This is a genomic window from Devosia sp. Root105 (assembly GCF_001424865.1).
GTDB lineage: Bacteria > Pseudomonadota > Alphaproteobacteria > Rhizobiales > Devosiaceae > Devosia_A.
The window spans coordinates 1,033,604-1,046,984 of sequence record NZ_LMCR01000001.1 but is presented as its reverse complement, the minus strand read 5'-3'; the positions used below and the strand labels follow the sequence as shown (position 1 = coordinate 1,046,984).

Below are 13,381 nucleotides of genomic sequence, written 5' to 3'. Positions count from 1 at the left end.
CCCCGATAGCCCGCGAAATAAGGCAGGCAAAGGGCACCTCACGCCCGCGTGTTGGGTACCCGGGGGTTCGGAGGGTGGATGATGCAGATCTGCAACACCCAACTGCGTTTGCCGAATCCTAACCGCCCGCGCTTACCCTTGCAGCATGTCCTACGCCATGTTCGCCGACGCCGGCCTTGCCGCCCATATCGCCAATTGGCAGCGCGATCTCGGCGCCATCAGGCGTCTCGCGCCGTTGACGCTTGAGGCTTATCTGCGCGACCTCGGCCAGTTCGTCAGCTTCCTGAGCGCCCATACCGGCGGCGAGGTCACGCTGCAGACGCTGAAAGAGCTCCGCGCCGCCGATATCCGCGCCTTCCTCGCCGCCCGCCGCAGCGAGAGCCTCGGCTCGCGCTCGCTGGCCCGGGCGCTCAGCGCCATCAAGAGCTTCTTCGGTTTCCTCGAGCGTGAAGGCATTCTGGCGAGCGAAGCGCTGAACACCATCCGCACCCCAAAGCAGCCGCGCTCGCTGCCCAAGGCGCTGACCGTGCTGGAGGCCAAGGCTACCATCCGCACCACCGATGAGCTCGAGGACACCCCCTGGGTCGCGGCCCGCGACATGGCGGTGATCTCGCTCTGCTATGGCGCGGGCCTCCGTATCTCGGAAGCCCTCGCCGTCTCCCGCGCCGATCTTGAGGCGAGCGCGCTGCGCGTCACCGGCAAGGGTGGCAAGACCCGGCTGGTGCCGTTGATCGCCGCGGTGCGCCAGGCCATCGACACCTATCTCGGGCTCACGCCGTTCCACCCCGGTCCGGACGAGCCGATCTTCCGCGGCAAGAAGGGCGGGCCGCTGTCGCCGCGGCTGATCCAGCTGCGCATGCAGCAGCTGCGCGGCGCCCTCGGCCTGCCCCCATCGGCGACGCCGCACGCGCTCCGCCACAGCTTTGCCACTCACCTTCTCGGCAAAGGCGGCGACCTACGTGCCATCCAGGAGCTCCTGGGCCATGCCTCGCTCTCGACCACCCAGATCTACACCGCGGTCGACACCGAGCGCCTGCTCGAGAGTTATCGCGCCGCCCATCCGCGGGCCTGAGCCCGGCCTCAGCGCCCCGGTGTCGCTATGACGTCGTGCGCAAGCGACAGGACTTCCGCCTTTGCCGTACTGCTCGCCGAAAAGAACGCTTCCTGCAAGCGGATCACCGTTTCCGGCTGTACAAGCCAAGCAATGAACAGGTCATTGTCGGCCTTGCTCGACCACGACTCGCTCGATCGCAGGTAGCGCTCACCTTTGGCCCAGGTCAGCTGCCAGTTGATGAACTCCGCCAGTGCCACGCTCGCCGGCTCCGACCGATCGCCCTCCCACAGCTCGAGATACGGTCCGATCGGCTCTCCCGCCCTGACAAACGCCTCGATCAGCACGCCGGGTTCATCTCCTCCCGGAAGCCCGCCGAAACTCGCAGCCAGCAGGCCCAGAAAGACCCTGCGAACCGCCAACCGCTCCGCCTCGGGCCAGTCGGGCAGTCCCGCTTCGTTGAGCTTTGTGAACGTGTGCTCCGTGTTCCAGTACGGCCACGGCCCCTCGGCGCAGCATTCGAGCAGACGCGGCAGCAGCCAGCGCATTTGCTGGCTGGCCAGCGCCCCGCTCGCCTCATGGGCCGAGTTGAGATACTCCGAGATCTGCTCCACGCTCAGTCGCTCGCGTGACGTCTTCTCGATCTCGGCCTTCATAGCCACGGACATGCACACCCCACAGGTGCAGACCTGCAGCGGTCCGCCCAGGCCATTGTCGGGGAACAGGCGGTAGGCTTCCGCCACTGCCGCGGCGATATCGGGAGCACGTCTCATGGCGCCAAGCATCAGCCATGCCTCGCAAAACCGCAATCGGCGGTCGAACGCACCGTTCACCCAACCGGCCACTTTACAGCCGCCATGCCCGAGCGTACCTATCCGCCCATGACCGCTTGCATCCTAATTATTGGCAAAACCTGCCTCATCCCCTCCGGGGACCGGGACGCGACGGCTGTTTGACCCTCGTTTGCTCACCGGCCCCGCCATCAGGCGCGGTAACCCGGTGATCTGATGGCAGGGGCCAGAACTGGACCCGCCAAATGTCTCCCGAGACTGCGTCACCTCCATCCACCGCCCATCGCGGCTTCCGGCAATTCGCCTGGGCCGGCATTGTGCTGGCGCTCGCCGGCGCTGCGTTCTTCGCCACCAAGGGCATCGTCATCAAGCTGGCTTTGCTGGAGGGCATCGACTCGGTGACGACGCTCACCTGGCGGATGATCGTCGCCGTGCCGATCTTTTTGACTGTCGGCATCCTCGGCTACCGCAAGAAGCTGGCCCAGCAACCCCCAGGCGCCCCGCCGGTGCTCACCTGGCCGGTGCTGGCGCAGACCCTCGGCGTCGGCGTCATCGGCTATTACCTCGCGAGCTACCTCGATTTCTCGGCGCTCGAATACATCACCGCGCAGTTCGACCGGCTGATCCTCCTCACCTATCCGTTCTTCGTCGTGCTGTTCGGCGCGATCTTCTTCAAGCGCAAAATCACCCTGCCGATGGTCGTGGCGCTGCTCGTCTCCTACCTCGGCATCGGCGTCATCTTCTGGCATGACCTCAGGATCGAGGGCGATAACGTGCTGCTCGGCGCCGCCTTGGTGTTCGGCTCGGCCATCGCCTACGCGGCGTACCAGATCATGGCCAAGCCATTGATCGACAAACTCGGCCCGCAGCTCTTCACCTCCATCGCCATGAGCGGCGCCGGCCCGGCGGTGATCGCGCATTTCCTCTTCACCCATCCGGTCACCGACCTTGCGGTCACCGGCAACGGGTTCCTGTTGATGCTGGCCATCGGCACGGTGTCGACCGTGCTGCCGGCCTATTGCATCTCGGGCGCCATCGCACTGATCGGCCCCGAGCGCACCGCCATCATCGGCAACGTCTCGCCGGTGGTCACCGTCGGCCTCGCCATCTCCGTCCTCGGCGAAGCCTTCACGCCCTACCACGCGATCGGTACGGCCCTGGTGCTGGGCGGGGTGTTCCTGTTCACCCGCAAGGAAAAGCCGAAGCTGAAGGTGCTGAAGGAAAGTACCGCTTGATTCCGTTGAGGATTCTCGACAAGCCTGCTCCTGGTTCAAATAGTTCTACAACAGTCGCCTGCGAGAAATTGCGGGGCGACTGACGAGGGTTCCGGGGGCGGGCGTGGGTTTGTGGACTAGGGCGACCGACGACAGTACGGCAGCACGTGCCGCGCTGCTTGCGCTTTCCGGCACCATTGCAGGCCTCTGCTCCCCGCTGCCGGCGCAAGCGCAATACGTTGTGGCGCCGGGCCCGTACCCGGAGCTGACCGTCAGCAGCGGCAATCAGTCCGTCACCCAGAGCGGCGCAGTCTCGGTAGCCGGACAAACGACCATCGTCGCGGGCACCGGCACCATCACCTTGACCAACAGCGGCAACGACTTCGGCGGCCAGATCGTCGCCGCGGGTTCAGCTATCGCGCTCACCGACGCCAACGCCCTGCTCGTGGGCGTGCTGAACGGTGACTTAGGCGTCGTATCGCTCAGCGCCGGCGGGATGATCAGCCAGATCGGCATCGTCGAGGCGGGGACACTCAACCTCAACGGCGGCGATGACGTCATCCTGAGTAACACCGCCAACCGCATCGGCTTGCTGAACAGCGCGACCATCACCGGCGACTTCACCCTGGCCAACAGCCTGGCCCTGAACATCTACTCGCTCACTGCGGACAACGTGTCGCTCCACGTCGCCAGCGGCGTCACCGTGGGCGCCACTCATTCGATCACCGCCGACCAGGTCACCATGAACACTGGCCTCTTGACCGTGAACGGCCAGGTCGACGGCGCCGTGAACATCCTCGACGGCGCATCGCTCGGAGGTACCGGCACGGTCGGCAACACCACGATCGCCAGTGGCGGCACGCTGGCGCCCGGCAACTCCATCGGCACGCTTCATGTCGACGGAGACCTGGTGTTCGCGGCTGGCTCGTCCTTTGACGTCGAGGTCGATCCCTTGAGCAGCGCAAGCGACCTTGTCGCCGTTACCGGCAACGTCACCATCAATGGCGGGACCGTCGCCCATATCGGTGGGGCTGGCGACTTCCTCCGCACGACCCGCATCATCCTGACCACTGGAGGCGAGCTCACCGGAGCGTTTGCCGAGGTCGAGTCGATCTATGCCTTTCTGACGCCCCGCCTCATCTATGACTACGACGCCGACATGGTGGCACTCGAACTGGGCCGCAACGATATCGACTTCGTATCGTCGGCAGCGACCCGCAACCAGACCGCCACCGCCCAGGCCATCGACAGCATCGGCATCTTTGCCGCCAACCCGCTCTACGACGCCATCGCTCTGCTGCCCGACGATGACGCCCTGATCCAGGCGAGCTTCGACGCCCTATCGGGTGAGATCGGCGCGACCCTGCAGGGAGCGCTTATCGAAAACAGCCGCTTCATCCGTGACGCCATGGGCCAGCGCCTTCGCACCAGCCCGACTGGCCCTTCTGACGACTACGTGCCGCTGATGGGCTACGCGCCCAGCACCGAGCCCATGCTGCCCTCTCCGGAGCCGGCCGGCCCGACGGTCTGGGCCTATGGCTTCTCCTCCTCCGGTACGGCCGGCGGAGATGGCAACGCCGCCGCACGCGATCATGATATCGGCGGCCTGCTGGTCGGCACCGACGGCCTGCTCGGCGACTGGCGGGTCGGCCTCCTCGCCGGCTACAGCCGCTCCGGCTTCGAAGTAGAGGATCGCTCCTCCTCCGGCTCGAGCGACAGCTACCACCTCGGCCTCTACGGCGGCACCGCCTGGGGCGCTCTCGCGCTGCGCACCGGGCTCGCCTATACCCTGGCGGACCTCTCCACCCAGCGTCTTGTCGCCATCCCCTGGCTCGATGACAGCCTCAGCGCCGCCTACGGCGCCCAGACCCTCCAGGCCTTCGGCGAGCTCGCCTACGCGATCGAGACTGACGGCGCCCGGCTCGAGCCCTTCGTCAACCTGGCGCATGTGAACCTCACCACCGACGGCTACACCGAAGAGGGCGGCCCCGCCGCGTTGACGGTTGCGGGCAGCTCCACCGGCATCACCTTCGCCACCCTCGGGGCGCGGGCAGAACTCGCATTCGAACTGGGAAGCATCGACGCAACCCTGCTCGGCATGCTCGGCTGGCGCCACGCCTTCGGCGATCTCACCCCTACTGTAACTCAGGCTTTCGCGGCGGGTGACGCCTTCACCATCGCCGGCGCACCGATCGCCAGCGACAGCGTCGTGATCGAAGCCGGCCTCGATCTCGCCCTCAACGACACGGCCACCGTGGCCCTGTCCTATCTCGGCCAAATCTCGAGCGAAACCGAGAACCACGGCGCCAAGGCAACCCTGGCCGTCAGCTTCTAGAGCGCTTTCAGGAAAAGCTGCAGACTTTTCCGGTTCGAAAGCGCGGCAAAATCAATGACCTGGAGCGTTTCGGCGCTTCATTGAAACGGTGAAACGCTCCAGAAGCTCGGGCGGCGTGCTCGCCACCACTCTCCACCCGCATCCGCACAACGCCACTTGTGGCATGCCACGTACCGGTGCAGCCTCCGTCCAGTGCTGGGGGGGCAGTCATGGTGCGCATTCTTTCGGGGCTTGCCCTGTTCGTCGTGGTCATTGCCCTCACCTGCGTCATGCTTGTCGGCTTCAGCTACGCCATGGGCTACGGCGCGCCTTCTTTTGACTTCGACTCACTTCTCCCCATCACCGCCGTGCTTGTGGCGTTCGCCTTGGCCAACTCGATCGTGCTGGTCGTTCTGGCCTGGCGCGGCCGGAACCGACCGCTGTCAGACGGGGTGTTGTCGCTGAATGTCCTCGTGATCGGCTTCACCCTCGTGACGCTGGTATCGATCCTGTTGCAGGGGCCATCGCCATATCCAGACAGCATGCCGATGTACTACGTTATGCTGATGGGCGGACAGGTCGTTACCTTCCTGATCCCGGCCCACATCGTCGCCGTTCTGGCGCTCAGCCGCACCCCACTCCTGCGTGGCTTTGTTCCAAAAGCAAAGGGGCCCGCCGAAGCGAGCCCCTGAACATCTGCGCTGACTGCCGCCGGATCAGAGATCCAGCACCAGCCGTTCCGGCGCCTCGAGGCTCTCCTTGACGCGGACGAGGAAGGTCACCGCTTCCTTGCCGTCGACGATACGGTGATCATAGCTCAGCGCCAGATACATCATCGGACGGATGACGATCTCGCCGCCGACCACCACCGGCCGCTCCTGGATCTTGTGCATGCCCAGAATACCCGACTGCGGAGCATTGAGGATCGGCGTCGACATCAGCGAGCCGTAGACGCCGCCATTCGAGATGGTGAAGGTGCCGCCCTGCATGTCGGCCATCGAGAGCTGCCCGTCACGGGCGAGCTTGCCGAGCCGGGCGATATCCTTCTCGATGCCGGCGATCGACAGCTGATCGGCGTCGCGCACCACCGGCACCACGAGGCCCTTATCGGTCCCCACCGCCACGCCGATATGGGCGTAGTTCTTGTACACCAGGTCGTCGCCGTCGATCTCGGCATTGACCGCCGGGATTTCCTTCAGCGCGTGCGTCACCGCCTTGGTGAAAAAGCCCATGAAGCCGAGCTTCACGCCGTGCTTTTTCTCGAACAGCTCCTTGTAGGAATTGCGCAAGTCCATCACCGGCTTCATGTCCACCTCGTTGAAGGTGGTGAGCATGGCGGCGTTGTTCTGCGCTTCCTTCAAACGCCGCGCGATGGTCTGACGCAGCCGGGTCATCTTCACCCGCTCTTCGCGCACATCGTCATTGGCGTTAACCGGACCACGCGGCTGCGCCGGGACCGGAGCAGGCGCCGGCTCGGCGGCCTTGGGAGCCGGCGCCGGCGCAGGTGCGGGCGCTGCAACCGGCGCAGGAGCCGGCTTCGGCGTGGCGGCGACGGGCGCCGCAGCCACTGATGCGGCAGGTGCAGAAGCGGGCTTGGCCGCCGCCGCCAGCACATCTTCCTTGAGGATCTGGCCACGACGGCCCGAACCACTGACATCGGCGTCGGTGAGCCCGGCTTCCGCCATCAGCTTTGCGGCGCTCGGCGCCGGCGGCACGGCGGAGCCGTTGCCATTGGCGGGCTTCGGCGCCGGCTCGGCGGCGACTGCGGCCGGCTGCGGCACGTCAGCGGGCTTGGCCACAGCGGCCGGTGCAGCGGCGGCCACAGCAGACCCAGCAGCGGCGATCGCCCCGATCAGCGCCCCGACATTGACCGTATCGCCCGGATTGGCGGTGATGGTTTCGAGCACGCCGGCGGCCGGGGCCGGTACCTCGATGGTCACCTTGTCGGTCTCGAGCTCCACCACCGGCTCATCGGCGGCGACAGTGTCGCCCACCTTCTTGAACCACTGGCCGATCGTCGCCTCGGTGACGCTCTCGCCCAGCGTGGGCACCCGGATGTCAGTCGCCATCAGTTTGGTCCTTCAGTTTTCTTGCCGCGTCTAGGCGGGCGATTCTACTTGGCGAACGCTTCTTCGAGGAAGGCCTGCAGCTGCTGCAGGTGCGTGCGCATCAGGCCGGTGGCCGTCGCCGCCGAGGCAGCGCGGCCGACATAGTGCGGCCGGTCGCCCGGGCGACCCATCTGGTCCATCACCCAGTCGATATAGGGCTGCACGAACGCCCAGGCGCCCATATTCTTGGGCTCTTCCTGGCACCAGACGATCTCGGCGTTCTTGAACCGGTTGAGTTCGTCGAGCAGTGCCTTGGCCGGGAACGGGTAGAGCTGCTCGAGACGGAGCAGGTACACGTCGTTGATGCCGCGCTTCTCGCGATCCTCGAGCAGGTCGTAGTAGACCTTGCCGGTGCACAGGATCACCTTGCGGATCTCCTCGTCCGGCGCCAGCTTGATCGTCGTCTTGGGCACGCCCGGCGCTTCCGCATCGTCCCACAAGAGGCGATGGAACGTCGATTCCGGCCCGAACTCGACCAGCCCCGACACCGCCTTCTTGTGGCGCAACAGGCTCTTGGGCGTCATCAGCACCAAAGGCTTGCGGAAGTCGCGCTTCATCTGGCGGCGCAGGATGTGGAAGTAGTTGGCTGGCGTCGTGCAGTTGGCGACCTGCATATTGTCTTCGGCGCAGCTCTGCAGGTAGCGCTCGAGGCGGGCCGACGAGTGCTCCGGCCCCTGGCCTTCATAGCCATGCGGCAACAGCATCACGAGGCCGCTCATGCGGAACCACTTGCGCTCGCCCGACGAGATGAACTGGTCGACCACCACCTGCGCACCGTTGGCAAAGTCGCCGAACTGGGCTTCCCACAGCGTCAGCGTTTTCGGTTCGGCCAGCGAATAGCCATACTCGAAGCCGAGCACCGCCTCTTCCGAGAGCATCGAGTTGACGACCTCGTAGCGGGCCTGCAGCTCGGCGATGTTGTTGAGCGGCGTGTAGGTCTCGTCCTTGTCCTGATCGTACAGCACCGAGTGGCGCTGGCTGAACGTGCCGCGCTCCACGTCCTGCCCCGAGAGCCGTACCGGGTGGCCCTCCTCGAGCAGCGTCGCATAGGCCAGCGCTTCGCCGGTCGCCCAGTCGATGCCTTCGCCCGACTCGATCGAGGCGAGCCGGTTGTCCATGAACCGCTTCACTGTCTTGTGGGCGTTGAAGCCGGCCGGAACCGTTGACAGCTTCTGGCCCAGATTGACCAGATCGGGGATGTCCACCCCGGTGTCGCCGCGGCGCGGGCCCTCGACGTCGGCGCGCTTCAGGTCCTTCCACACGCCATCGAGCCAGTCTGTCTTGTTCGGGCGGAAATCCTGCCCGGCCTCGAACTCGCGCTCGAGATGCGCCCGCCAGTCGGCCTTCATCTTGTCGACGTCATCGGCCGACAGCACGCCCTCCGCGGCGAGGCGCTTCGAATAGATATCGAGCGTCGTCTCGTGGCTGCGGATCTTGGAATACATCAGCGGCTGGGTGAAGCTCGGCTCGTCGCCTTCGTTATGGCCGAAGCGGCGATAGCAGAAGATGTCGATCACCACCGGCCGCGCGAAGCGCTGCCGGAACTCGGTGGCGACCTTGGCCACATAGACCACCGCTTCCGGGTCATCGCCGTTCACGTGGAACACCGGCGCCTCGATCATCTTGGCGACGTCGGTCGGGTACGGCGAGGAGCGCGAATACATCGGCGACGTGGTGAAGCCGATCTGGTTATTGATCACCACGTGGATCGAGCCGCCGGTGCGGTGACCCTTCAGCCCGCTGAGGCCGAGGCATTCGGCAATCACGCCCTGGCCGGCAAACGCCGCATCACCATGCAGCAGCAGCGGCAGCACCACCGAGCGATCGGTCTGGCGCGTATCGGCGATGAACCGCCCATCGACCGCCGAACGCTGGTCCTGCTTGGCGCGCGCCTTGCCCAGCACCACCGGATCGACGATCTCGAGATGCGACGGGTTGGCGGTGAGGCTGAGATGCACGTTATTGCCGTCGAACTCGCGGTCCGCTGAAGCACCCAGATGGTACTTCACGTCGCCCGAGCCTTCTACTTCCTCGGGGTAGAAGGCCCCGCCCTTGAACTCGTGGAACAGCGCCCGATGCGGCTTCGCCAGCACCTGGGTCAGGACGTTCAGCCGGCCGCGATGCGCCATGCCGAGCACGATATCCTTCACGCCCAGCGAACCGCCGCGCTTGATGATCTGCTCGAGCGCCGGGATCAGCGCTTCCGAGCCATCGAGGCCGAAGCGCTTGGTGCCGGTGAACTTGACGTCGAGGAACTTCTCGAACCCCTCGGCTTCGACCAGCTTGTTGAGGATCGCCTTCTTGCCCTCGGGCGTGAACTTGATCTCCTTGTCCGGCCCTTCCATGCGCTCCTGGATCCACTGCTTGGCTTCGGGATCGGAGATGTGCATGAACTCGACGCCGACGGTCGAGCAATAGGTCCGCTTCAGGATCTCCAGCATCTGGGGAACCGTCGCGTATTCGAGGCCCAGATAGTTGTCGATGAAGATCTTGCGGCCGTAATCGGCCTCGGTGAAGCCGTAGGTTTGGGGATCGAGCTCGGGTGCCGGATCGTCGGCCTTCATCTTCAACGGGTCGAGATCGGCGTGCAGATGCCCGCGCATGCGGTAGGCGCGGATCATCATGATGGCGTGGATCGAGTCGCGTGTCGCCTGCAGCACGTCGATGGCGGTCGGCGCCGGTGCGCCGGCGACCTTGGCCTTCTCGACCACCGCCTTCTGCACCTTGACCTGGATCTCGCCCCAGTTGCCGTCGAGCGCCGAAACCAGCTCGCCATTGGCCGACTGCGGCCAATCCTGGCGCTGCCAGCTCGGGCCTTCGGCATTCTTGTCGATATCGGCGGGAGCATCCTCGAGCCGATCGAAATACGACGCCCAGGTCGGATCGATCGAGGCCGGATCGGCCTTGTAGCGGGCGTACAGCCCTTCGATGTAATCGGCGTTGCCGCCATAGAGGAAAGAAGAGAGCAAGAACTGTTCGTTCTTTTCTTGTCGGGTCATGTCCAGCGTCGCGAGGCGTGAACCCCGCCATCCTTCTCAAACGCCCGGGAAATGCTCGACCGGGCCCTTTTTGCGTCGCGGGCCAACCTGCCCGCAACTTCTTTGTTTGACGTTAAGGCGCGGGAAACCACCCGCGCCCCGTCTTCAGTCCACCCTCGCCTCAGCCTTTTAGTACGTCGGCTAGGGTTTGGCCAATCCTCGCAGGCGACTGCGACACCTTTATGCCCGCGCGTTCCATTGCCGAAATCTTGTCTTCGGCGCCCCCCTTGCCGCCCGAAATCACGGCGCCGGCATGGCCCATGGTCCGGCCGGCCGGAGCGGTGCGCCCGGCGATGAAGCCGGCCATCGGCTTCTTGCGACCCTTCTTGGCCTCGTCGATCAGGAACTGCGCGGCATCTTCCTCGGCGGAACCGCCGATTTCGCCGATCATGATGATGGATTTGGTGGCTTCGTCGGCGAGGAACATCTCGAGCATATCGATGAACTCGGTGCCCTTGACCGGATCGCCGCCGATACCAACCGCAGTGGTCTGGCCGAGCCCGGCATTGGTGGTCTGGAACACCGCTTCATAGGTAAGCGTACCGGAGCGGGAAACAATGCCCACCGAGCCCTTGGAAAAGATCGAGCCCGGCATGATGCCGATCTTGCACTCTTCCGGCGTCAAGACGCCCGGGCAGTTGGGTCCGAGCAGCCGGGACTTGGATTTGTCGAGCCGCGCCTTCACCCGCACCATGTCGAGCACCGGGATGCCCTCGGTGATGCAGACGATCAGCGGGATCTCGGCATCGATCGCCTCGATGATGGCGTCGGCGGCGCCCGGCGGCGGCACGTAGACCACCGAAGCGGTGGCGCCGGTGCGCTCCTTGCCTTCGGCGACCGAAGCGAACACCGGCAGCGTGGCCGAGGCATCGAGCCCCGAGGTCCACACTTCACCGGCCTTCTTGGGGTTCACGCCGCCCACCATCTTGGTGCCGTAATAGGCCAGCGCCTGCTCGGTATGGAACGTGCCGGTCTTGCCGGTCAGCCCCTGCACCAGAACGCGAGTGTCTTTGTTGACGAGAATGGACATCGGGGGACGACTGCTCCGGTTTATCTACGACTGCGCCGCAAGGCCAGTGGATTGGGATTTCGGGAACGCTGGCACGGTCTTGCCGCCGTGCGCCCCCACGTATGCACGTATTAGCCTCAGCAGCTCATCGTGCGTGATCTTCAACGTCTGCGCCCCGATCGTCAGATCGGACAACCGCCTTCCAGCACGGACGAGTCGCGTCGCAAGGGTCAGCGGCAGGCCTTTCGCAACAGCGGGGTCAAGCGCGAGCCTGACATACTTCTGCCCGTAAACGCGCTTCTCGCTCACATTGCTGACGCCTGTCCAAGGCACGACGTCAGGGCTCACAAGGATGAACCGTATCCCGCTCGACGACAGCGTAACGGGTGCGACAGGCCTCAATAGGCGCCATAAGCCAACTAGAGCGCAGGCCCCAAAGAAGATTATCGACGCCCAGCCGATAAACGGCGCCATCGCTCCGCGCCGGGTGTTCGAGAAGTCACCCGTCACCAGCCAGTACCCAGCGGCAACGAACAGAATTGCACCCAGCAGCGCCCAGACCATCTTGGTCTGATCCTGTCCGATTTCTCGAACCAGCGATGTGTCGACCGCCGTGCTCATCGGTGTCAGTCGCGACCCTTCACGGCGGCGACGATCTTCTGCGCCGCGTCATCGAGGTCGTCGGCCGAGATCACATCGAGGCCGGATGAGTTGAGGATGGCCTTGCCTTCCTTGACGTTGGTGCCTTCGAGGCGAACCACCAGCGGCACCTTGAGGCCGACTTCCTTCACCGCGGCGATCACGCCTTCGGCGATGATATCGCAGCGCATGATGCCGCCGAAGATGTTGACCAGGATGCCTTTGACGGCCGGATCGGCGGTGATGATCTTGAACGCCGCCGTCACCTTCTCCTTGGAGGCGCCGCCGCCCACATCGAGGAAGTTGGCGGGCTCGGCGCCATAGAGCTTGATGATATCCATCGTCGCCATGGCGAGGCCGGCGCCGTTGACCATGCAGCCGATATTGCCATCGAGCGCCACATAGGCGAGGTCGAACTTCGACGCCTCGATCTCCTTGGCGTCCTCTTCGGTGAGGTCGCGCAACGGGGCCAGTTCGGCGTGCCGGAACGAAGCATTGTTGTCGAAGCTCACCTTGGCGTCGAGCACGCGCAGGTGCCCGTTGGCCATGACGATCAGCGGGTTCACTTCGAGCAGCGACATGTCGGTCTCGACGAACGCCTTGTAGAGCGCCGGAAACACCGACTTGGCGTCGTCCGCCGCCGACCCATCGAGCTTCAGCGCCGCGACGATCTCGGCGACGTCCTTGGCAGTGACGCCGACCGTCGGGTCGATATCGACCGCGATGATCTTTTCGGGCGTATCGTGCGCCACCGCTTCGATGTCCATGCCGCCTTCAGTGGAGACGACGAACGACACCCGGCCGGTGGACCGATCGACCAGCAGCGAGCAGTAGAGCTCGCGCGCGATATCGGCGCCATCTTCGATATAGAGCCGGTTGACCTGCTTGCCGGCCGGACCGGTCTGCTTGGTGACGAGCGTATTGCCCAGCATTTCCTTGGCGTTGGCAGCGACGTCCGCAGCCGACTTCGCCAGCCGCACGCCACCCTTGGCATCGGCCGGCAGTTCCTTGAACTTGCCCTTGCCGCGTCCGCCGGCGTGGATCTGCGACTTCACCACATAGAGCGGTCCGGGCAGTTCCAGCGCCGCGGCTTCCGCCTCGTGCGGCGTAAAGATCGCCACCCCGTCGGCCACCGGCAACCCGTAGGTCTTCAGCAGCGCCTTGGCCTGGTGTTCGTGGATGTTCATGTCTACCTACCGCCTTGTGTCGGAAGCTTT

10 protein-coding genes are annotated in these 13,381 nt (G+C 65.0%); 4 read left to right on the top strand and 6 right to left on the bottom strand.

Annotation, left to right across the window (positions count from 1 at the left end; translation table 11 throughout):
* The first annotated feature begins 145 nt into the window (after window positions 1-145).
* The gene (locus ASC68_RS04990) at window positions 146-1,072 is read left to right on the top strand and encodes a tyrosine recombinase XerC (protein WP_082527895.1); all 927 of its coding nucleotides are present in this window, start codon (window positions 146-148) and stop codon (window positions 1,070-1,072) included.
* Between the two features lie 8 nt (window positions 1,073-1,080).
* Here the strand turns inward: ASC68_RS04990 and ASC68_RS04985 are convergent, their stop codons facing one another.
* The gene (locus tag ASC68_RS04985; protein WP_156387242.1) at window positions 1,081-1,884 is read right to left on the bottom strand and encodes a hypothetical protein; all 804 of its coding nucleotides are present in this window, start codon (window positions 1,882-1,884) and stop codon (window positions 1,081-1,083) included.
* 203 nt (window positions 1,885-2,087) lie between these two features.
* On the opposite strand from ASC68_RS04985, the gene ASC68_RS04980 reads away from it, so the two are divergent.
* The 3 genes from ASC68_RS04980 to ASC68_RS04970 all read left to right on the top strand — a co-directional run bounded on the left by ASC68_RS04980 (window position 2,088) and on the right by ASC68_RS04970 (window position 6,062).
* Window positions 2,088-3,077, top strand: a complete 990-nt coding sequence (locus tag ASC68_RS04980; protein WP_055875580.1) for a DMT family transporter — start codon at window positions 2,088-2,090, stop codon at window positions 3,075-3,077.
* Window positions 3,078-3,180: 103 nt separating this feature from the next.
* Window positions 3,181-5,391 carry an autotransporter domain-containing protein gene (locus ASC68_RS04975; protein ID WP_156387241.1) on the top strand — a complete coding sequence of 737 codons (2,211 nt, stop codon included), beginning with the start codon at window positions 3,181-3,183 and terminating at the stop codon, window positions 5,389-5,391.
* Window positions 5,392-5,600: 209 nt separating this feature from the next.
* A complete protein-coding gene (locus tag ASC68_RS04970; protein ID WP_055875574.1) occupies window positions 5,601-6,062 on the top strand; it encodes a hypothetical protein in 462 nt (153 codons plus the stop codon).
* A gap of 24 nt (window positions 6,063-6,086) precedes the next feature.
* Here ASC68_RS04970 and odhB read toward each other — a convergent pair whose 3' ends face one another.
* The 5 genes from odhB to sucC form a co-directional block, all read right to left on the bottom strand.
* A complete protein-coding gene (gene odhB / locus ASC68_RS04965; RefSeq protein ID WP_055875571.1) occupies window positions 6,087-7,439 on the bottom strand; it encodes a 2-oxoglutarate dehydrogenase complex dihydrolipoyllysine-residue succinyltransferase in 1,353 nt (450 codons plus the stop codon).
* Window positions 7,440-7,483: 44 nt separating this feature from the next.
* Window positions 7,484-10,477 carry a 2-oxoglutarate dehydrogenase E1 component gene (locus tag ASC68_RS04960; protein ID WP_055875568.1) on the bottom strand — a complete coding sequence of 998 codons (2,994 nt, stop codon included), beginning with the start codon at window positions 10,475-10,477 and terminating at the stop codon, window positions 7,484-7,486.
* A 160-nt stretch (window positions 10,478-10,637) separates the two neighbouring features.
* Window positions 10,638-11,546, bottom strand: a complete 909-nt coding sequence (gene sucD / locus ASC68_RS04955; RefSeq protein ID WP_055875565.1) for a succinate--CoA ligase subunit alpha — start codon at window positions 11,544-11,546, stop codon at window positions 10,638-10,640.
* Between the two features lie 24 nt (window positions 11,547-11,570).
* Window positions 11,571-12,146: an STM3941 family protein gene (locus ASC68_RS04950; protein ID WP_055875562.1), complete on the bottom strand. Its 576-nt coding sequence runs from the start codon at window positions 12,144-12,146 to the stop codon at window positions 11,571-11,573.
* Between the two features lie 5 nt (window positions 12,147-12,151).
* Window positions 12,152-13,351, bottom strand: a complete 1,200-nt coding sequence (gene sucC / locus ASC68_RS04945; protein ID WP_055875559.1) for an ADP-forming succinate--CoA ligase subunit beta — start codon at window positions 13,349-13,351, stop codon at window positions 12,152-12,154.
* Window positions 13,352-13,381 lie beyond the last annotated feature (30 nt).

Excerpts from the sequence above, each read along its gene's own strand:
- ASC68_RS04990 (WP_082527895.1), top strand. The coding sequence starts at position 146 with ATGTCCTACGCCATGTTCGCCGACGCCGGCCTTGCCGCCCATATCGCC.
- ASC68_RS04980 (WP_055875580.1), top strand. The coding sequence starts at position 2,088 with ATGTCTCCCGAGACTGCGTCACCTCCATCCACCGCCCATCGCGGCTTC.
- ASC68_RS04970 (WP_055875574.1), top strand. The coding sequence starts at position 5,601 with ATGGTGCGCATTCTTTCGGGGCTTGCCCTGTTCGTCGTGGTCATTGCC.
- odhB (WP_055875571.1), bottom strand. The coding sequence starts at position 7,439 with ATGGCGACTGACATCCGGGTGCCCACGCTGGGCGAGAGCGTCACCGAG.
- ASC68_RS04960 (WP_055875568.1), bottom strand. The coding sequence starts at position 10,477 with ATGACCCGACAAGAAAAGAACGAACAGTTCTTGCTCTCTTCTTTCCTC.
- sucD (WP_055875565.1), bottom strand. The coding sequence starts at position 11,546 with ATGTCCATTCTCGTCAACAAAGACACTCGCGTTCTGGTGCAGGGGCTG.
- ASC68_RS04950 (WP_055875562.1), bottom strand. The coding sequence starts at position 12,146 with ATGAGCACGGCGGTCGACACATCGCTGGTTCGAGAAATCGGACAGGAT.
- sucC (WP_055875559.1), bottom strand. The coding sequence starts at position 13,351 with ATGAACATCCACGAACACCAGGCCAAGGCGCTGCTGAAGACCTACGGG.